This is a genomic window from Bacillus sp. FSL K6-2944, from assembly GCF_038005385.1.
Classification (GTDB): Bacteria; Bacillota; Bacilli; order Bacillales; family Bacillaceae_G; genus Bacillus_A; species Bacillus_A cereus.
In genome coordinates this window covers 1524228-1545993 of sequence record NZ_JBBOTE010000001.1, presented here as the reverse complement: position 1 = coordinate 1545993, position 21766 = coordinate 1524228, and the positions used below count along the sequence as shown (strand labels likewise).

The window sequence follows — 21766 nt, the reverse complement described above, 5'->3', positions numbered from 1 at the left end:
CGGAGGTGGGACAATGTTACGAGGTATTATCATTGTATTATTAACAGTCGGTGTAGTAGGAACAGGCTATTGGGGCTATAAAGAGCACCAAGAGAAAAATGCGGTTTTAATTCGAGCGGAAAATAGCTATCAACGTGCATTCCATGATTTAGCATACGAAGTCGATTTATTACACGATAAAATTGGCACAACACTTGCGATGAATTCACGATCATCTTTATCACCTGCATTAGCGGATGTATGGCGTTTAACATCTGAAGCTCGCTCAGATGTAGGACAACTACCTTTAACATTAATGCCATTTAATAAAACGGAAGAATTTTTAGCGAATATCGGTGATTTCAGTTACCGTGCAGCCATTCGTGATTTAGAAAAAGAGCCGTTAAATGAGCAAGAATATAAAACGCTACAAACTTTATATTCAAATGCAGGAAATATACAAGATGAACTAAGAAAAGTACAACATCTTGTTTTGAAAAATAATTTACGCTGGATGGATGTAGAAATGGCACTTGCATCAAATCGCGATCCAGCAGATAACACAATTATTGATGGATTGAAAACTGTAGAGAAAAACGTAACATCATATTCTTCTACAAACTTCGGACCGACCTTTACAAGTGCGCAAAAAAATAAAAAAGGTGGATTTGAAGCGGAAGGAAAGGCAATTTCTAAAGATGAAGCGGCGAAAATTGCCAAATCGTTTTTGAATTTAAAAGGAAATGAAAAAGTAGATGTTGAGAAAAGCGGAAAAGGTGCGAAAGAATCCTTCTATAGTGTGAAAATTAAAGATGAAGCAACGAACAATGAGTTCTATATGGATATTACCGGAAAAGGCGGATATCCAATTTGGGTTATGAATAACCGCGAAATTAAAGAACAGAAAGTTAGTTTAAACGATGCAGGTAGCAAAGGTTTGAAATTTTTAAAGGACCATAAGTTTAATAATATGGAGCTTTATGATAGCTCTCAATATGATAATGTTGGTGTATTTACGTATGTAGTAAATGAAAATGGAGTACGAATTTATCCAGAAGCAATCCAAATGAAAATTGCTTTAGATGATGGTTCTATCGTTGGGTTCTCAGCAAAAGAATACTTAGCGTCACATCAAAAGCGAACAGTTCCATCGGCAAAGCTAACTGCAGCAGAAGCAAGAAAGAAAATCAATCCGGATGTAAAAGTCATGGAAGAACGTAAAGCTTTAGTAGTCAATGATTTGCATAATGAAGTGCTTTGCTATGAATTTGTAGGCACTTTAGGAAAAGATACGTACCAAATATTCATTAATGCTAATAGCGGGGCCGAGGAAAAGGTAAAGAAAATGCAAGCTGTTGAAAAAATTTATGATTAAACCTTAATAGTGAAGTGGTGAAAATAATGAAAACTCTAATATATATATTGATGCTTTGCTTCGTTATAACTGGATGCAGTATTGGAAAAAAAGACAATCCAAACGAAAAGCCGGAACAAAAAAATGTTTCAATGAAAAATGTTAATTATACGAATAAATCAAATAAGCCAAATGAAAAAGCAGCAGATCATTTAGCATCTTTAGCAGCAAGTGTGCCAGGTGTGAATGATGCAACAGCGGTCGTTGTTGGAAAATATGCTATTGTAGGTATTGATGTAAAAGCAAAACTTGATCGAACTCGAGTTGAATCAATTAAATACTCTGTTGCAGAAAGTTTAAAAAATGACCCTGACGGTGCTAATGCAGTCGTTGTAGCAGATGTTGATACGTATGAACGCCTCAAACAAATCGGAAAGCAAATTAAAAAAGGAAAAACAGGTGAAGGTATACTAGATGAATTAGCCGCTATTGTGGGCCGAGTAATGCCACAAGTTCCAAATGATATGATAGAAAATAGAGAAACGAATCCAATTAAAGATAATGATAAACAATTACCAAAAGATGAAGAACAAGAGTTAAGAAAAGAACAGGATGATCAATCAAATAATCATTTGAATAAATGAAATTAGCCTCGTACTTAATTGTACGAGGTTTTTAAATATAATATTAAATATTCAGTTTATTTTTAAGGGAATATATGGTTTAATTATCATGGGAGGGACAACTGTTATGATGAAAAAAAGCGCATGTATATTGTTTAGTTTATGCTTAGGTTTCAGTATGACAGCGTGTGAACAGAGAAAAGAAGTGAAAAACCAAACAGCAACTTCTTCTACTGTGATGGAAAGGCAACAGAAAGAGTCTATCAATATAAATCATTTCTCGAGTATAAATGAAGGAATGACTTATACAGAAGTGAAAGATTTAATTGGTTTTGAAGGAGATTTACTTATAGAAGAAGGGGTAGAGCATTCTACACAAATTAAACAAATTTTTGCTTGGAAAGGGAACGATCCAAATTCATTTGTTGAAATTACCTTTTTAGATGGAAGAGTGCATTCAAAAGCAAAGCAAGGTATAAGTTAATAAGCTAAAAAATGGGAGAGTTTAGCATGAACATACACACAGGGGAAATTCAATTAGCTCCGTATAAGGAGAAATATAAAGAAGTTATACAAACATTTACTTTACCAAGTGAACAAGTTCAGTTTACATCAGATCCAAGCGCATTACTGGAGAAAGCAAAAAGTGATTATACAAAAAATGTGATTGTTATTTTAGATCACAATGGGGTACCGGTGGGTCTTTTCGCATTGGAAACGGGAGATAGAGTAAAGGAGTTCACAGATAATGAGGATGCTTTACTTTTAACGTCATTTTCTGTTAATCACAATAGACAAAGAAAAGGATTCGCTAAAAAGTCATTGTTATTATTAGAAGAGTTTGTAAAACGTTATTTTCCAATAAAAAATGAAGTTGTACTTGCTGTGAATGAAAGAAATATTCCTGCACAAAATTTATATGCAAAAGTTGGTTTCCAAGATAAAGGTTTTAGAAGAATGGGACCAATTGGCCAACAAATAATAATGCATTTACCTATAATGAAATAATGAGATAGAAAACTTACTCTTGAATATTCAAGTAGTAGGTTTTTTTATTTTAACAATATATAATATATGTATATAAAATGAAACAGGAATGAAGGATATAAAAAATGAATCAAGATAGAAAATGGAATATCGTTGGAGGAAGAGTGATTAAAACTGGGATTGCAGTTTTTCTTACAGTGTTAGTTTGTGATTTTTTTTAACATCCCAACTTGGAGTTATAAAAATGATTTAAAAGATTATAAACCAAATCATTATCATCACCATTTTTCAAGTGAATCTATTATTTTATTTGAGGTATTATCTATTCATGATATGTTAGAAGAATTAAAACAAATATCCGAGAAATATGAGTGGGAAAACCGATTCAATTGATAAGTTCATTTTACTGTGGGGGGGATAATATGACACTTTATATTGCATTACTAAGAGGAATCAATGTCGGTGGCCATAAAGTAATCAAAATGGCTGATTTAAAACGAGTGTTTGAATCAATAGGGTTAAAACAAGTGAAAACATATATACAAAGTGGTAATATTGTGTTCGAATCTGAGGAAGGTATAAACTTTCTAAAGGACCAAATACAATCTGAAATAAAAAAAGAATTTGATTTCGATGTTCCAGTCATGCTAAGAACACATGATGAATTTATAAATATTATTAAACAATGTCCATATGAAGTTCATTCATTGTTAGAAGGAGAAAGTGTTCATATTGCTTTTTTAGCTAATGTACTTTCTGAAGAAGAGAGTAGTCAATTGCTTACATTTAAAAGTGAACTTGAAGATTGCTATATAGATGAGAAGGTCGTTTATTTATTTTTCAAAAATAGCATTCGAAATTCTAAATTAATGAACCAGTTTCAGAAGTTACATACACCAGCTACAGTTAGGAATTGGCGGACTGTGAATAAATTAAAAGCAATTGTAGAGAGTATGTAAATATAAAAAGATGAGGTTTTCTACATGTAGAAAACCTCATCTTTTTACTTATATTGTTTTGCAACTATGAGTTCGACAATAGGATAAATAAAGAATGAAGAGCAAATTGCGATGAACAGAGGGAGGTTTTTAACGCCATCTAAATTAGCCCCCATAGAAAATCCTTCGGAGAAGATTAATAAAAGGAACATTACAACTACAAGCACAAAATACGCAATTTTAAAGCTTTTATATGTAATTTGTTGGCCCATTTCATCTTGACTTTCTTCTGACACACCGTGGGGATCTCCCCAAGTAATGTGATTAATTAAATTACTAAGTATTAACGAGATAGCAAAAATCGTACCACCCAAAATAGAACCTTCAGTGATGTATTTATATGTGCCATGTACTAGTATTGCAATTAATGCTAAAACAATGATTATAAAAATAGTTTTTTTAGTATTCAATAAATAATCGCCCCCCCTCGATTGTAAAAAACTCTTTACAAATATAAGTATAAAATTGGAAAAGTATCATGTCAAATACTTTTTACATATAATATGTAAGTATGCAATATTTTGGTTTTATGATAAATAAAAAATTACAATACATTTGAATGTAAAAGAATGGGCTCGCATATATTTGGAAGGGATGTCAGATTAATTTAGGGGGTAGTTATGTCTATACTTTTAAAAGCTGGTGCAGATGCAGGAAACAACGGTTTGAAGTTAATGGTGAAAGGGCAAGACCCTATTTTTATTCCGAGTATTTATTCTTTATATATAGGTGAGCCGACAGGACTCTTAGATGAGGTAGATGTTTCATTATCTGAATTAGAAAACCACATTGATGTGACTATAAGTTCGCCATCGTTAATGCTAAATAATGTACGATACATCGTTGGAGAAAAAGTCATTCAAGATCAATTAAAAGGTACTGAGGTAGAGAAGAAATCAAATAAGTCAACGGATGAGTTAATGGTTATTACAATACTATCAGGTTTGGCGGTAAGCGCTATGCGTCAAAGTCCAACTTCTAGCCATATTAATATTCGTTATGATTTATCTGTCGCTCTTCCTATGCAGCTTATTACACAAGAAATAGCTGCTGAAAATGCAAAACGTTATATGGGAAATCATAAGGTTATTTTCCATTATCCGAACGGACGCGATGTGACAATTAATGTTTCAATTGAGTATTGTAAATGCCTGCCTGAGGGTGCTTCTGGGACGTGGGGCATTGTATACGATGAAGAAGGAAATGTTGTGAAACATAAAATAGAATGTGAGCAAAATCAAGTTTCTGAAATTGATTTTGTAGATAAAACTCTACTCTCTTTTGATATTGGTGCAGGGACGACAGAAGAAGTCGTTTCATTAGGGGTAAATTTCCGTCCGCAACTAAGTAAAGGTTTATCTTATGGTGTAAAAGAGACGTTACTACAAATCATTACGAGATGGAACCGGAAGTATCCAACTAAGACGATTGATAGTATTACAGAATTCAATCAAATTTATTTAAATGATAAGCATCCGAGAAATACCTTATTAGTTGAGGAATCACAGCCAGCGCTATTAGGTTTAGCAGCACGTGTTGCAACAGATATTATAAATAAAATTGATGATATGAAAGACGATCCATACGTGTTTATTTATGGCGGGGGTGCAGTAATTATTAAAAACAGTTTAAAAATGATTTTAAAGCAAAAAGGACGACTCAAAAATGTAATCTTTGTAGATAATCCGTTATTTACAAATGCACGAGGATTATTAGTTTATACTTGTTCGCCAAAATATAGAGAGCATAAGCAAAAAGAGTTAGGATTTACAAACTTAACGATAAGTTAGTTGGTGGAAGTATGCGATCTAGGCGATATAAACGTGGTGATCGAGTAAAAATCAATATTCATAAATCGGTATCACCTGAAATGCTTGCGTGGCTGAATAAACAATCAAATCCAACTAATTTCTTCTTTTTTGCTGCGCAGCAATTATTTAAACAAGTAGGAGATATTGACGTTTCAAAAGCTTTACCAAGCAGCCATGTTTTCTCATTATATGTGGAGCCTTCATCCTTATTAAAAGTCGAAGTAAACCCTTTTAAAAACATGACACTAGAAGCAAATACATCCACCGAAAATGCAAAAAAAAAATTATGGGAATCTGTTGATCAATTAGATTGTCCATTTTTTTAAACATAGAAAAATATAAGAAGTCCCATCACTATACATACGAATACAGTGATGGGTTTTTGTTTGTAAATGGAAGGGGGCACAATACAATTTGTGCCCCCTTCTGTTAATTATTTGTTTGTCTAAATTTCAGATGTATGTTTAGAAACCGCAGTAATTATGCTTTCCCAATCATTTGGATGATTTTCATGACCTGCCCCTTTAAGAGTTAATAGTACTGAGCTTGGAATTTCATCAATTAGTGCGAGGCCATGTTCAAATGGGAGTGCTGTATCGTCTGTTCCATGAATAACCAATGTTGGTGCTTGTATGGAGTGAAGTACACCTTCATATGCATCATCACCTTGAAGTAAAGCGTGATTAAACATACTTAATAAATTGTTTGCGCGTTCTATTTCTTGTTTTACTTGTGTATAAACTCTATTTTCATCAAATATTCGTTCTGATCCACATAATAGACGAGATCCTGAAACTAAATACTCTGCCACATCATTTTTATTTGTCCAATCAATACTTGCGCTCTTTACATGATGTGTTAAAATCCTTTCATCCATTGGGGGTAAATCGCGAGTATTATTATCAGATCCTATTACACTAGTCGCTAGTAAAGTTAGCGTCAAAATTCTTTCGGGATGTTTTACAGCGGCAATTTGAGCAATCATACCACCTAATGACATACCAAAAAGATGGGCTTTATCAATATGATAAGCGTCTAATACCCCGATTGCATCTTCAGCCATATCTGTTACTGAATAATTTGAAGTGCCAGGTTCATATGTAACAGAGCGTCCAACATCGCGATTATCAAAGCGAATAACAAATTTTCCTGTGTTCGCCAACTGTTCACAAAATTCTTCATCCCAATATATCATTGAACAAGTAGCTCCCATAATTAATAAAATAGCGGGATCATTAGAGTTACCGAAGCTTTCTGTACATATATCAATACCGTTTATTTTAAATATCTTTTCACTCATAAAGTTAGCCCCATTTCTTTTGAATTTAATTAATAATACAGTTTTGAATAATTCTAAGATGTGTGTAAGATTCTTTTTGAAATTCATCCCGCTATTTGCCGGGCAGTAAGAGCCCGATTGGTGAGGAATGATTAAAGTTTTACTTTATAATGCTTTTTGCATAATTACCCCCAAAAATAAGTATATGGTAATTCAAGGCAAAAAATTTTGAGAAATAATTGTATGTTATTAAAATAAACAGCAAGGAGGAGAGGAAATGAAAGCAATTGTTATTGATCGATATGGCAGTGTTGAAGAATTAAAAGAAAGACAAGTTTTAAAACCGGTTGTTAAGAATAATGAGGTATTATTACGTATTCATGCAACATCTGTTAATCCAGTTGATTGGAAAATAAGAAAAGGGGACTTACAAGAACAGTTACGCTTTTCATTTCCAATCACTTTAGGATTAGATGTAGCTGGAGTTATTGAAGAAGTTGGAGAAGATGTAGAGTGTTTCAATATAGGAGATAAAGTGTTTACGAAACCTGAAAATATAGGAAGCGGATCTTATGCTGAATTCATTGCAGTACAATTAGATTTAGTATCACATATGCCTAATAATATTAGTTACGAAGAAGCAGCTTCTATTCCTCTTGCAGGACTTACAGCGTGGCAAAGTCTTGTAGATTACGCAAAAATAAAAGAAAATGACCGTGTATTCATTCATGCTGGAGCTAGTGGCGTTGGAAGTTTGGCAATCCAAATCGCAAAATCATTTGGAGCTTTTGTTGCCACGACTGCTAGTAGAAAAAATAAAGAATTTTTACAGTCTTTAGGAGCGGATCTCGTTATTGATTATAAAAAAGATAAATTTGAAGAACTAGTATCAGATTTTGATATTGTGTTAGATACAATAGGTGGCGAAGTGCAAGAAAAAAGTTTTCGAATTATTAAACCTGGTGGTGTTCTAGTTTCCATTGTTCATGAACCACTACAAAAAGTAGAAGGAATAAAATCAGGATTTTTATGGCTAAAACCAAATGGAAAACAATTAGAAGAATTATCAGTTTTAATTGTAAACGGGAAAATCAAACCAATCATAAGTAAAGTGGTGCCATTTAATGAAGCAGGAGTTCGAGAAGCTCATATTTTGAGTGAAGGACAACATGTTAGAGGAAAGATTGTAGTTAAAGTGGAATGATAATCAAGATTACAGCTTATAGAGTAACTAGATTTGAATAACGAAAAAGCTCAACAATAAATAATATCCCATACTATACATTTTCATTTGCAGGTATTATTTATTGTTGGCTATTGTGATATTACTTCTAATAAATACTGTTTCGTATTGTATCGTGTAATTTCTCTAATCCAATTTCCATATCTTTCTCGTTTAACATTGAATAGCTAATTCTTAATTGGTTATCATTTGTTTCGTAATTTAATAGACAAGCTGTTCCTGGTAAAAAAGAGACATCTACTTCATTTGCTTTTTGTAATAAGGTAAAGGGATCTATCGAATCAGGCAGTGTCACCCATAAATTAAAACCGCCATTTGGTATTTCAAAGTTTAGTTCTTTTAATGGCGATAATATATCAATTGTTAAATCACGTCTCATTTGTAAAGCTGTTCGTAATTTTTCTAAATGATTTTTCATACGTTCCGCACGTAAAAACGGTAGAAGTGCCTTTTGTGTTAATAAAGGACTACCGATATCCATTGAACCTTTCACTGCATATAGCCACTCAAAAATAGGGCCATCGGCAATAAGTGCTGCAATACGCAATCCTGGTGCTAACGTTTTACTAAATCCTTTTATATATATTACGTGGCCATCCTTATCAAAACTTTTGATTGGAGGTGGTACTACAGCATCTTCAAAATATATTTCTCCGAAAGAATCATCTTCAATGATAAAAAATTGATATAGCCCCGCTAGTTCTATAAGTTCCATTCTTCGTTCTTTACTCATTACTGTACCTGTCGGGTTTTGGAAGGTCGGATTCGTATACAATAAAACGGGATTTTTACTTTGACAAATATCATCAATTAAGTCGGAGCGAACTCCATGATTATCAAGAGAAACAGGAATGATTTGAACACCTTTATTGATGAAAACATCAAGCGCGGCACTGTAACACGGACTTTCTACTAATACAGTATCTCCAGGTTTTAATAATGTTTGAGCAATTAAATCAATTCCTTGTTGTGCTCCGCTTGTAATTAATAATTGAGATGGGTCCGTCACTAATTTCTGGTGTTCATTTAAGTAATTTGCTATTTCAACTCGCAATTCATAATCGCCTTGAACTGGCCCATAAGTTGCTAACAACATCGGATTTTTATCCAGCAATTTATGCATTTCGTCTGCCAAAAATGGATTCGGTAACAGACGGGTATACAGAATTGCTTGTGAAAAATCATAATATTTACGGTGTTTATTCATTGCATATTGAGAACGCATAACATTAATAGATCTTGATTGTTGCCATTTATACGGTATCGGTTTGAAATCTTTCTTTACACGTTTATATATGTAAGCACCTTTTCCTTGTTCGATGCGTATATACCCTTTCGTTTCTAACTGTTTATAAGCTTTACGAACAGTTAATACATTGATTTGTAAATCTGTGGCCATACAACGTAAAGAAGGAAGGGATTCACCATGTGAAAGCATACCACTTTGTACTCTTTCAACAATTTGCATATATATTTGCTTGTAATACGGTATGTTTGATTCTTTACGCAATACAATCTTCATAGGTTCACCTATTTTTCTTTTTAATTTAATTAAAGCGAAAAATATATAGGGAATCAACTACAACTTGAAGTAACTGTTATATGTACCGATACACTGTTATACACCATAGCCTCTATACTCATTTTAAGAGTAAAAAGGAGGAAGTAAAATGGTCATTTTTAATTACATTTTAGTATGTATTATTTTCGGGACAACATTTTTAACGATTAAAATTGGAATTGAAGCAGGAGCGCCACCGTTGTTTTCAGCAGGAATTCGTTTCTTTTTAGCGGGTATAATCCTTATGATTATTTTTAAATTAAAGCGAAAAGAAATTATGCCACATATATTTTCAAAACGTATTATGTATGCTGGATTTTGTTTAACATTTATGACATTCGCAAGTTTATATTGGTCAGAACAATATATTTCTTCGGGATTAGCTGCTGTTCTTTCTGCTACGGGACCAATGATGATTTTATTAATACAAGCAAAGAGGAATAGGGAGAAATTACAAAAGGAACAACTCGTTGCTTTAGTTATTGCACTAATAGGTGTTATATTTGTTTCTTTACCAGGAATGCATCAACAAGTAAGTTTCATATGGAGTATTGCTTGTATTGTTTTAGTTATAGGGGAGCTATTTTACGGAATAGGCTCTATTCGTTCAAAAGAAATACTGTCAGATTTATCAAATGTATCACCATTTCTTATTAACGGTATTCAAATGTTTTATGGAGGGATTTTACTACTCATCGCATCTATTATTGTAGAACAACCAAATGTAACCGTATTAACTTCATGGAGTGTGCAATGGCCTATTTTATATCTCATATTTATCGGATCGATTGGTGGACACGGATTATATTACTGGCTCTTATCAAAAACAAATCCAGTATTTCCATCGACGTGGTTATATGTATCACCATTAATTGCAATAATTGTGGGATATATCATTTTAGGAGAGCCTTTAAATCCTACAATGGGAATGGGGGCTTGTCTTATATTGATTGGTGTATTTTTGGCCAATCGTTCAACACTACGGACTTATTTCAAAAAAGGGCGGTTATTAGAGAAGGAGATGTAGTTTAATAAAGCAACAGCCCTGTATATTACAGGACTGATAAAATCAAAAACACAGTTGGAAAAATAACCAACTGTGTTTTTGATAATTAATTCACTTTTTTAATAAAGCCTTTATAATGACGTTTTACAAGCTGGCTTTCTAACGTCTTCATAGTTTCTAGTGCTACACCGACAATGATAAGTAAGCTTGTACCACCAATTTGAGCAGAAGGTGGTAACGTAGCAATTTTCGTGAATACGAGCGGTAATATAGAAATAGCACCTAAGAAAATTGCACCGATAAATGTTAAACGGTATAAAATTTTAGTTACATATTGTTCAGTTGCTTTACCAGGACGAATACCAGGAACATATCCATTTTGCTTTTTCAAATTCTCAGCCATTTGTTCAGGATTTACTTGAATAAATGCGTAGAAGTATGTGAAAGCAACGATAAGACCGACATAAAGTGTCATTCCAATTGGATGTGCGAAATCAAGATTTGCAACTAACCATTTTGATACGCTTGAATCAGGGAAGAGCTGCGCAATTGTACGCGGCGTCATTAAAAATGCAGAAGCAAAGATAACTGGTATAACACCAGCACTATTTACTTTAAGCGGTAAATGAGTGTTTTTTGCTCCTTGATATTGATTGTTTCCTGAAACAGCTTTTGCATATTGGATCGGTATTTTACGTACAGCTTGTTGAATGTAAATAACACCAACAACTATCGCTAAAATTACGAGTCCAATTAAAACAATTTTTATTATGTGCATAAATAGCTGATCGCCAGCATTTTGGAATTGTTGTAAATAAATTTGATTTGCAACATTTGGAATCGCGGCAACGAGACCTGCGAAGATAATCATCGAAATACCATTACCAACTCCGTTAGCGGTAATTTGTTCGCCTAACCAAAGTAAAAATGCAGTACCTGCAGTTAAAACTGTCGCAATAAATAAGTATGTAGTCCAGCTTTGATCTGTTATTAATTGTCCACCTGCTATATTATTAAAGCCATAAGACATTCCGATGGCCTGTATGAATGCGAGAATGATTGTAAAGTATCGAGTGAATTGAGCTGATTTCTTACGGCCCATTTCTCCTTGCTTTGCCCATTCCGAAAATTTAGGTATAACATCCATTTGTAGTAACTGTACTATGATGGAAGCTGTAATATATGGTGTAATACCTACAGCAAAGATTGAGAAGTGTTGCAATGCTCCTCCGCCAAATACGTTTAACATACCTAGAACGTTAGCTTGATCTTGTACTTTTAATACCTCTGCGTTAGTATGAGGAACTGGAATAAACGTGCCAATTCGAAAAACGATTAACATCGCTAGTGTAAAAAGGATTTTCCTTCTTATCTCAGCTACTCTCATGAAATTTGAAATCGTACGAAACATTATGTCGCCTCCTATATTTTTATCAGTAAAAAACTGATTATTATACCCTATGAAGTAACCACAAACCTCCTTCCGCACTAAATTCATTTGACAAATGGATTTTCATACACTTTGTAGTTTTCACGGATATAAAAATATAAGGTGTTATATAAGCGACCTATACACTTCACGTAATCATTCAATACCCATAATATATCGAATAAATTAACAAATGTACATACATACGCATTAAAAATGAATAAATAGGGTCATTTTTTACATTTATTTAATGATAAATTGATAGGACATTATTATTCAAGATTGTTATACATGTTATCAATTAAAGTTTATCCCGCATTAACTGGTAGCCCGATTGGTTCAACTAATAATCAGTGGGGATGAACAAAACCATCGCTGATTAAAGTTTCACTTTATATGATTAGAGAATTCTTTTTATTTAAGAAGGAATAAATGTTAAAGAAAGCTAATTAAACAGTGTACATATTTATAGGGGAGAAGATATAAATGAAAGTTGTTATAAAAAAATTACCACCATTAGAAGTAGCGTATATAAGACGAACTGGTAGCTACTTTGAACCGCAAGATCACTGGGGAAAGTTACTGAATTGGTCAATTGAAAATAAACTGTATCCACCAGAGCAATCATTTATCGGAATATCATTGGATAATCCTGAACTTGTTGCAAGTCATAAGTGCCGGCATGATGCATGTGTTACGATTCCTGAAAACTTCGATAAAGAAAAGTATCATGATGTGCAATTTAAAAAATTAGATGGAGGTACATATGGTCTATACCAGTTCTATGATGAACCTCATAAATTAAGTGAAGCGTATCAATACATGTATGTAGAGTGGCTACCAAATAGTGAGTATGATGCAGATTATGATAGAGATAATTTAGAGTTTTGCTTAAATAATGTTGCTGAAGATCTAGACGGAAAGTTAAAGGTTGATTTATTTGTGCCAATTAAAAAGATATAAAAAAACAAATAAGTTCATTTGTGGCTTTAAAATAAAATTGGAATAGTAGTGAAAGAAAAACTTTTTTTGAAGATAATATCTCTAGCGTAGAAATTTAAGTATGTAGGTTGCAATGAAAGGAGAATCCACATGGATACATTTGTAAATGACAAGTTTTATGAAACGAGAGATCAATTATTTGAGGAAATTACTTTGTTGAGTGATGTTCAATTTAATAGGAAACCAGATAAGGATAAATGGAGTATTGCACAAGTTTGTCATCATTTAGTTTTATTAGATGAGAGAGTGATAACAGTTATTTCCTCAGGGTTAAAAAAGTTAGATAGTACCCAAAATGAGCGTAAAGAAATTCACACTATTTTATTAGATAGAACGAAAAAGTTTATAGCTCCAGAAATGATTGAACCAAGTATAGAACCATTTGAAGTGGAGCAAATGCTCAATATGCTAAACGAATCAAGAAAAGAATTGATGCGTTTCCTGAGTACAATAGAAGATGAGTCTATATTAGCGAAAAAATCAGTGATGCATCCAGCTCTTGGAGAATTATCCCTTGATCAGTGGATAGAATTGATCTATTTACATGAACAGCGTCATATTTCACAAATAAAAGAGATAAAATTGCTTTGTGAAATTGAAAAGTAAAAATTATTCCCTATTTATTGATACGTATTATAAACAGGGGAAACGGTTGATTCATATTGATTCAGAAGAAAACAAAAATAGAATGAAATTAGTTGAAAGTGACCAATAAGCTTAAGAAAATATGAAACTATCCGATTTTCTGTATAAGTGTAACCCCGTCTTAAATGAAGAGCGGGGTTATTTTTTTGAAAGTACACTTCACACGCTTAAGGAAGGAGTATTCTGTCAGAAAACGATAAAATACAATTCTGTTAGGGGATGTATGCAATTTATTCTCTTTATTTTTGCAACAGAACCACCTTCAAAATTATCTTTTGTAGTTGAAGTTTCCTGAATAATAAGTTACATTTTTAAAGTTCAAGCAACTTTATGAAAGTACAAAAAGGGGAGAAATATTATTATTATGCAAAAAATGAAATGGAAGAACTATGTATGTTACTTTGTAATTTTATTACTGCTTGGAACGGCAGTAATAGTCAAACCATCTATCTCTAAGGCTGAGGAATCTGAAGTTAATATTACATTGTTAGGTACTGCAGATATTCATGGTAGATTTATGCCTTGGGATTATGCGCTTGATGGAGCAAATATGAGTGGAAGTTTGACGCAGCTTTATACGGTTATAAAGAAGGTCCGTCAAGAAAATCCAAATACCATATTAGTAGATGCCGGGGATACAATTCAAGGAAACTCAGTAGAATTATTCAACGATAAGCCACAATCGCCAATGATGGTAGCGATGAATACAATGGGATATGATGCCTGGGCATTTGGAAATCATGAATTCAACTTTGGATTAGATACATTGAAAAAAGTTAGTGAGCAATATAAGGGAAAAACGTTAGCAGGAAATATTTATAAGGAAAATGGAGAGCGCTTTCTTCCTGCATATACAATTGTAGAAAAAGGTGGAATTAAAGTTGGGATTATTGGTATGAATACACCAATGATTAGTGATTTTGAAAAAGGGACAGATCACTTAAATGGTTTAGTGGTGAAAAATCCGGTAGAAGAGACGAAAAAGGCAATTAAGGAATTAGAAGGTAAAGTAGATGTAATGGTAGGAGTTATGCATATGGGACTAGAAAATGAGAATGGTATCCCTGGTACTGGTGTTCAAGATATTGCAAATGCTTGTCCGGAACTAAGTGCTATTTTTGCGGCTCATATGCATAAACTTGTAAAAAAAGAAGTTGTAAATGGCGTAATTATTACAGAACCAGATAAATATGGAACACATATTTCACGTATTGACCTTACTTTTACAAAGCAAGATGGGAAGTTGGCTTTAAAAAATAAAACTGCTACCGCTATACCTGTAAAAAATGCTGATGGGACAACGATATTATCCGATCCTACACTTGAAGAAACATTAACACCTTTTCACGAATATGCGAGAGGAGATGCAAATGTTGTAGTCGCTCAATTAAAGGGTAGAAATCTTGTTCCTGAAAATGAAATAAAGGGTATTCCAAGTGTTCAGATTCAAGAAACACCTTTATCAGATTTCTTTCATGAAGTTATGCTCTACTACAGTAAAGCAGATGTAGTAGCCCATCAAATTGATAATGATTATGCCCGTTTAGATACAGGCCCTATTAAGAAAAAAGATATTGCGTACAATTACCAATATGCCTTGGGAGAAATTACAGTATATAAGATTTCTGGAAAAGATTTAAAAGACTATATGGAATGGGCAGCAGGATATTTTAACTCATCTCGTGCCGGAGATGTAACCGTTAGCTTTGATAAAACCCGCCGTGCATCTAAATACAGTACGAACGATTTCTTTGGAGGCGTAAAATACGAAATTGACTTAACAAAACCATATGGAAGCAGAATTACAAATTTACGCTCTATTCGTACAAACAAACCAATCAAAATGAGCGATGTTATGACGTTGGGAATGAATGCATATAGAATGGAGGCTCTTCAGGCAAAAGGTGGAGCTTTAGAGGGGCGTAAGTTTGAACAAATTTGGTCATCTAAACAAGAGAATGCATTTGGAGAAACAGGCGGAACCATTCGTAACCTTGCTATTACATATTTAAAAGAGGTAAAGAACGGTGTATACACACCAAAAGTTATGCATAATTGGAAAATTACTGGTGTAGATTTACATTCTTCAGAGCATAAGGCGGTAGTTGATCTTGTGAATAAAGGGATTTTAGAAATTCCAAAAACAGAAGACGGAAAATACACAAATATAGCATCTATAAATACGAAAGACTCAATTTCAAAAGAAGAGATTATATTACTCTCACAAAAAGCAAATATTAATCCAAATCAGTTTAATCATGTAAAGACAAAAGGTGAATTTTACAAAAAACTTAGTAGGATTACTAAAAGAATATAAATTATAAAATTTCTTATAGTAATTGTTATTTTAATAACATTAAACCCACTCTTACAATAGTAAAGAGTGGGTTTTTATGTTGTTATGTAGAGGTAAGTATACTTTTATTACAATGAATATAGATAATTAATAACTAACCAATTGGGTGAGCACCTATAAGGACTCTCTTTTATTCAAATTAATGTACATATGTGTTCCGTTCATTATTTATAATATTGACCACAATTTATGTAATTTTGCATAATGTTACATAAATTGTGTATTTTCTCTTTTTTTAGACATTAATAGACAGTATACTTTGTACAAGCTTTCTATTTCAAAAATTATACGAGGTGAAATAATGAAAAACAAAAAGACATTAACTAAGGTAGCATTAACAACAGGATTAGCTTTAACAGCTGTGGCACCATATGGGGTAGGTCATGCAGAGGAAACAGATCAACTACAAGTTCAAATTCAGGAGGAATCGTTCCGTTCGGGTGAACTTACACAGCCGTCACAAAAGGCACCAGAAAATGTAGTAAAGGATGCACTTAAGGAGAAAACAGAACAAGCTCTGTCCCAAAAACAAGTCAATGGAGAAGCAGGAGTAGATTATAAAGTCCTTCAAAAACGTGGTTCGTATGATGGAACTACACTTGTGCGTATGCAGCAAACATACGAAGGAAAAGAAGTATATGGACATCAATTAACTGCACACGTAGATAATAAGGGTGTTATTAAAAGTGTTTCAGGTGATAGCGCGCAAAATTTAAAACAAGAAGAATTGAAAAAACCTATTAATCTATCAAAAGATGAAGCAAAACAATATATTTATACGAAATACGGGAACGATATCAAGTTTATTTCTGAGCCAGAAGTTAAAGAGGTTATTTTTGTTGATGAAAATAATGGACAAGCTAGCAATGCATACCAAGTTACCTTCGAAGCTGCAACACCAAACTATGTTTCTGGTACTTATTTAGTAAATGCACAAAATGGTGATATGTTAAAAAATATGGTACAAGAATCTAACTTAAAGGCCAGTGACAAACTAGTTGGAGCTTTAAAGAAAAGTAAACAAAGCAGTCTTACATCATTAACCGGAACAGGAAAAGATGATTTAGGTATTAATCGTTCATTTGGTATCTCTAAACAAAGTAATGGCAAATATGCTCTTGCTGATTATACAAGAGGGCAAGGCATTGAAACATATGATGTGAATTACAGAGATATTACTAAAGAAGAAAGCTATTATCCTGGTACATTAGCGACAAGTACTTCGGCAACATTTAACGATCCAAAAGCAGTAAGTGCTCATTACTTAGCAACAAAAGTATTTGATTTTTATAAAGATAAATACAAGCGTAATAGCTTTGATAATAAGGGACAAAAGGTAGTTTCAGTTGTACACGCTTGGGATTCTGAAGAGACGAATGATCCGAAAAATTGGCAGAATGCATTAAGTGCTAATAATGGAAGTATGCTTGTATATGGCGATCCTATTGTTAAAGCATATGACGTAGCTGGACATGAATTTACACATGCTGTTACTTCTAGCGAATCTAATCTTGAATATTACGGGGAATCCGGTGCGATTAATGAGGCGCTATCTGATATTATGGGAACATCTATTGAGAAATACGTAAATAATGGAAACTTTAACTGGACAATGGGAGAACAAACGGGATCTGTTTTCCGTGATATGGAAAACCCAGCTTCTGTTCCATCTTCACTTGGAGTGCCTTATCCAGATGATTACAGTGAATTTAACGATTTTAATGGATGGGATCAAGGCGGTGTTCATTTTAATTCAAGTATTATTAATAAAGTTGCGTATCTGATTGCAAAAGGCGGAACTCATAACGGAGTAACTGTTAAAGGAATTGGTGAAGATAAAATGTTTGATATTTTCTATTATGCAAATACAGATGAGTTAAACATGACTTCTAATTTCAAAGAATTGAGATCAGCATGTATTCGAGTGGCAACTAATAAATATGGTGCGAATACAGCTGAAGTTCAAGCAGTTCAAAAAGCATTTGATGCAGCAAAAATTAAGTAATTTAGAAATATAGTTATCATTCATATATTAATACATTATGAAAAACAGCTAATGTCATTTTAAGGATATTAGCTGTTTTTTACGTGGCAATGTATCGTTGAAAATAAACTGACTAAGCAATAATGAGGCACTTTATCTGTAAGAAGTTGTGACAAATAAATAAGGTTTAAAATATATAAAAACAGAAAATTAATAATATATTGACCTCTTGATAGAAAGTCTATAAAATGAAAGCGATAACAAACGATTGCTTTAAAATGTTTTCCCTGATCTTTTAGTATTTACAAATATATGAAGGCATAAACAAATCTATTTTTTTAAGTACTAATGCAAACGTTTTCGTATTAAAAGGTCATTGAAATACATACGTGAAAATAGCCGATATGGAGGTGAAGTAAAAGAGATTTCTAGATTAATTTAAGCAGTGTTATTCAGTGTAAGCATAATAAATCGTTAGTAATATTTGAAGAAAGGGTGTATGTGATGCAAATTACAAAAAGATTAATTAACAAAACAGTTTTATTACTTACTTTAATCGTTATGTTATCATCTGTTTTCTCCTTTCAGAGTGTGAAGGCAGTTTCAAATTCGAAAACAACTGAAATTATCATTCATTACAAAGAAAAGCTTGGAAATACAAAAGACTGGAATCTTTGGTTATGGGGAGAAAATGCAAATGGTACATCTTATCAATTTACTGGTGAAGATGAATTTGGAAAATACGCTAAGATAAAAATAGACGGTGACTATAATCGTGTAGGATTTATAGTTCGAACAAATGAATGGGAAAAAGATGGTGGGGATCGTTGGATTGAAAATATAAAGGACGGTCGTGCTGAAGTATGGATCCTTTCGGGTGATGAAAAAGTATATAACTCTAAGCCTTCATCGGATCTCTCAATTCAAAAAGCAACTATTGATGGTTTCCATGAAATTACTGTAACGACTAATGTCCCGTTTAATATTAAGGAAAAGAAAATTGAAATTGAAGGCATTAAAATTAAGAATATTACTCCTTATGATATAAACAGTGGCGATATTACTAATAAGGTCAAAATAATTACGGAACAGAAAATTGATTTAAAACAAACATACAAAGTTAAAATAGAAAACTTAGCTGATACGAATACTGAAATTGGTAAAGTCATTCGTAGCGAAGAATTTGATAATTTATTTTATTATGGTGGTAACGATTTAGGAAATACATATACTCCGCAACATACAAAGTTCCGTTTATGGGCTCCTACTGCAAGCGAAGCGAAGTTAGTTACATATAAAAAATGGAGCGATAAAATAGGTGCTGAAATAAACATGCAACAAGGTGAAAAGGGAACTTGGACATCAGAACTAAAGGGGAACCAAAAAGGGCTCTTTTATACGTATAAGGTCAAAATTGGTGATAAGTGGACTGAAGCGGTTGATCCATATGTGCGTGCTGCTTCTGTAAATGGGGATAAAGGTGCAGTCGTTAATTTAGAAGAAACAAATCCGAAAAAATGGAAAGCAAACAAAAAGCCAAAATTTAAAAATCCGGAAGATGCTATTATTTATGAGTTACATGTACGCGATCTTTCCATTCAACCTGAAAGTGGTATTAAACAGAAAGGGAAGTATTTAGGTGTAACAGAAAAAGGAACAAAAGGGCCAGAAGGTGTAAAAACAGGACTTGATCATATAAAGGATCTCGGTGTTACTCACGTTCAGCTTTTACCGATATTTGATTATGCTTCTGTAAATGAAGAGACTTTAAATGAACCGCAATATAACTGGGGATATGATCCTAAAAATTTCAACGTTCCAGAAGGCTCCTATTCTACAAATCCTTATGAGCCAACTGTGCGAATAACTGAATTAAAGCAAATGGTTCAAACACTACATGATAATAATCTTCGAGTGGTGATGGATGTAGTATATAACCATATGTATAACGCTGCTGAATCTAATTTCCATAAGTTAGTTCCAGGCTATTATTATCGTTACAATGAAGATGGAACATTTGCAAATGGAACTGGAGTAGGAAATGATACTGCTTCAGAAAGAAAAATGATGAGGAAATTTATGATAGATTCCGTCACATATTGGGCAAAAGAATACAATTTAGATGGATTCCGTTTTGATTTAATGGGTATTCATGATTATGAAACGATGAATGAAATACGTAAAGCTGTTAATCAAATTGACCCTTCTATTATACTACACGGAGAAGGATGGGATTTAAATACACCTCTTGCAGCTGAGCTGAAAGCAAATCAAAAAAATGCAGAGAAAATGAAAGGGATTGCTCATTTTAACGATAATATACGTGATGGGTTAAAAGGTAGTGTATTTGAGGAAAAAGAAAATGGTTTTATAAATGGAAAGGAAAATATGGAAGATCGTATTAAAAAAGGTATTACGGCAGGTATTGACTACGATACAAATTCGTCTACCTATCAAGATCCGGAACAGGTGCTAACTTATGTGGAAGCACATGACAATCATACATTATGGGATAAACTTGAGTTAACTAATCCAGGTGACAGCGATGAAGTGCGAACACAAATGCACAAATTGTCTTCTTCGATTTTATTAACATCACAAGGAATTCCATTTTTACATGCAGGGCAAGAGTTTATGCGGACGAAATACGGTGATCATAATAGTTACAAATCTCCAGACTCAATTAACCAGATGGATTGGCTGCGCCGTGCAACGTTTAATAATGAAGTAGATTATATGAAGGGTTTAATAGAATTACGCAAAAAGTACTCAGCTTTTCGAATGACATCTGCAGAGCAAATAAAAACACACGTATCATTTATTGATGCTCCCCAAAATACTGTAGCTTATATAATAGAGGGGAATAAACATGAATACTTTACAGTGGCTCACAATGCAAATAGAGAAGCTGTTGAAATAACACTTCCATCGAAAGGGCCTTGGAAAGTACTAGTAGATGGCAAGCAGGCGGGAAGTAAACCACTTTATGTTGTCCATGACAATAAAATTAAAGTTCCTGCATTAAGTTCCATTGTTTTAAAATCAGAAAAACCAATTAAATAAAAGCGAAGAGTGTGGAAATAAATACTGAATTGAGCAAAGTTAATAAGGATTGCAAATGAAAAAAGCGAAGTGAAGATTATTCTCACTTCGCTTTTAAAGTTAATGTAATATAATTTCACATACTGTAATTATATTACAATTTAATAAAAGAAATAAGCAATAGATTATTTCTTTTATGACAGTAGGAGGAGAAGATATCTTTGAGTTTATTTATAAAATTACCTGAAATACATTCGTAATTCATATAATGTTTATTATATATTCGAACATATAACGAACTAGATGTTCGAGTTGTATTAACTCCTACAAATCGTTTAAAAATAACAAAGGCGTAAAAAGTATATGGAATTAAAATAGAGAAAAGACACCATTCAAGGTGTCTTTTCTCTATTTTGAATATGAAATGTAAGTAACTCGATTGTATGTAATAGTATGTGATATTTTCA

General features: G+C 33.0%; 19 protein-coding genes. 15 read left to right on the top strand and 4 right to left on the bottom strand.

Annotation, left to right across the window (positions count from 1 at the left end):
* Positions 1–13 precede the first annotated feature (13 nt).
* From ypeB to MHH55_RS07750, 6 genes are all read left to right on the top strand, one after another.
* Positions 14–1354, top strand: a complete 1341-nt coding sequence (gene ypeB / locus MHH55_RS07775) for a germination protein YpeB (protein ID WP_000943727.1) — start codon at positions 14–16, stop codon at positions 1352–1354.
* Between the two features lie 26 nt (positions 1355–1380).
* A complete protein-coding gene (locus MHH55_RS07770) occupies positions 1381–1977 on the top strand; it encodes a YhcN/YlaJ family sporulation lipoprotein (RefSeq protein ID WP_000854053.1) in 597 nt (198 codons plus the stop codon).
* Positions 1978–2083: 106 nt separating this feature from the next.
* Complete coding sequence (locus tag MHH55_RS07765; protein ID WP_048656491.1) at positions 2084–2440, top strand: hypothetical protein; 357 nt, start codon at positions 2084–2086, stop codon at positions 2438–2440.
* Between the two features lie 11 nt (positions 2441–2451).
* The gene (locus MHH55_RS07760) at positions 2452–2964 is read left to right on the top strand and encodes a GNAT family N-acetyltransferase (RefSeq protein ID WP_130055555.1); all 513 of its coding nucleotides are present in this window, start codon (positions 2452–2454) and stop codon (positions 2962–2964) included.
* 186 nt (positions 2965–3150) lie between these two features.
* Positions 3151–3336 (top strand): hypothetical protein, encoded by a 186-nt coding sequence (locus MHH55_RS07755; protein ID WP_000575901.1) that lies wholly within the window; start codon positions 3151–3153, stop codon positions 3334–3336.
* Positions 3337–3365: 29 nt separating this feature from the next.
* Entirely contained in the window at positions 3366–3902 is a 537-nt protein-coding gene (locus tag MHH55_RS07750) for a DUF1697 domain-containing protein (protein ID WP_000177387.1), read from the top strand.
* Between the two features lie 44 nt (positions 3903–3946).
* Here the strand turns inward: MHH55_RS07750 and MHH55_RS07745 are convergent, their stop codons facing one another.
* Positions 3947–4351: a hypothetical protein gene (locus tag MHH55_RS07745; RefSeq protein ID WP_001093141.1), complete on the bottom strand. Its 405-nt coding sequence runs from the start codon at positions 4349–4351 to the stop codon at positions 3947–3949.
* Positions 4352–4561: 210 nt separating this feature from the next.
* On the opposite strand from MHH55_RS07745, the gene MHH55_RS07740 reads away from it, so the two are divergent.
* Together MHH55_RS07740 and MHH55_RS07735 are read left to right on the top strand one after the other, a co-directional pair.
* Complete coding sequence (locus MHH55_RS07740) at positions 4562–5731, top strand: ParM/StbA family protein (RefSeq protein ID WP_000025622.1); 1170 nt, start codon at positions 4562–4564, stop codon at positions 5729–5731.
* A gap of 11 nt (positions 5732–5742) precedes the next feature.
* Positions 5743–6078: a hypothetical protein gene (locus MHH55_RS07735; protein ID WP_001257761.1), complete on the top strand. Its 336-nt coding sequence runs from the start codon at positions 5743–5745 to the stop codon at positions 6076–6078.
* A gap of 119 nt (positions 6079–6197) precedes the next feature.
* On the opposite strand, the gene MHH55_RS07730 is transcribed toward MHH55_RS07735, so the two are convergent.
* Positions 6198–7052 carry an alpha/beta fold hydrolase gene (locus MHH55_RS07730; protein WP_001290786.1) on the bottom strand — a complete coding sequence of 285 codons (855 nt, stop codon included), beginning with the start codon at positions 7050–7052 and terminating at the stop codon, positions 6198–6200.
* A gap of 256 nt (positions 7053–7308) precedes the next feature.
* On the opposite strand from MHH55_RS07730, the gene MHH55_RS07725 reads away from it, so the two are divergent.
* Positions 7309–8235: an NADP-dependent oxidoreductase gene (locus MHH55_RS07725; protein WP_078187984.1), complete on the top strand. Its 927-nt coding sequence runs from the start codon at positions 7309–7311 to the stop codon at positions 8233–8235.
* A 127-nt stretch (positions 8236–8362) separates the two neighbouring features.
* On the opposite strand, the gene pdxR is transcribed toward MHH55_RS07725, so the two are convergent.
* Positions 8363–9796 (bottom strand): MocR-like pyridoxine biosynthesis transcription factor PdxR, encoded by a 1434-nt coding sequence (gene pdxR, locus MHH55_RS07720; protein WP_078187983.1) that lies wholly within the window; start codon positions 9794–9796, stop codon positions 8363–8365.
* A 148-nt stretch (positions 9797–9944) separates the two neighbouring features.
* Between pdxR and MHH55_RS07715 the strand changes: the two genes are divergently transcribed.
* Positions 9945–10862, top strand: a complete 918-nt coding sequence (locus tag MHH55_RS07715) for a DMT family transporter (protein ID WP_000234337.1) — start codon at positions 9945–9947, stop codon at positions 10860–10862.
* An 85-nt stretch (positions 10863–10947) separates the two neighbouring features.
* Here the strand turns inward: MHH55_RS07715 and secY are convergent, their stop codons facing one another.
* The gene (gene secY, locus MHH55_RS07710) at positions 10948–12252 is read right to left on the bottom strand and encodes a preprotein translocase subunit SecY (protein ID WP_000490135.1); all 1305 of its coding nucleotides are present in this window, start codon (positions 12250–12252) and stop codon (positions 10948–10950) included.
* Between the two features lie 504 nt (positions 12253–12756).
* On the opposite strand from secY, the gene MHH55_RS07705 reads away from it, so the two are divergent.
* The 5 genes from MHH55_RS07705 to pulA all read left to right on the top strand — a co-directional run bounded on the left by MHH55_RS07705 (position 12757) and on the right by pulA (position 21320).
* Positions 12757–13233, top strand: coding sequence for an AraC family transcriptional regulator (locus tag MHH55_RS07705; protein ID WP_000869612.1), 477 nt, complete (start codon positions 12757–12759; stop codon positions 13231–13233).
* A gap of 129 nt (positions 13234–13362) precedes the next feature.
* Entirely contained in the window at positions 13363–13878 is a 516-nt protein-coding gene (locus tag MHH55_RS07700) for a DinB family protein (RefSeq protein ID WP_000379368.1), read from the top strand.
* A 403-nt stretch (positions 13879–14281) separates the two neighbouring features.
* On the top strand, positions 14282–16234 hold the full coding sequence (locus MHH55_RS07695; RefSeq protein ID WP_001171090.1) for a bifunctional metallophosphatase/5'-nucleotidase: 1953 nt from the start codon (positions 14282–14284) through the stop codon (positions 16232–16234).
* A gap of 340 nt (positions 16235–16574) precedes the next feature.
* Complete coding sequence (locus MHH55_RS07690) at positions 16575–18278, top strand: M4 family metallopeptidase (RefSeq protein WP_000791447.1); 1704 nt, start codon at positions 16575–16577, stop codon at positions 18276–18278.
* A 483-nt stretch (positions 18279–18761) separates the two neighbouring features.
* Complete coding sequence (pulA, locus tag MHH55_RS07685) at positions 18762–21320, top strand: type I pullulanase (protein ID WP_074047805.1); 2559 nt, start codon at positions 18762–18764, stop codon at positions 21318–21320.
* Positions 21321–21766: the final 446 nt, after the last annotated feature.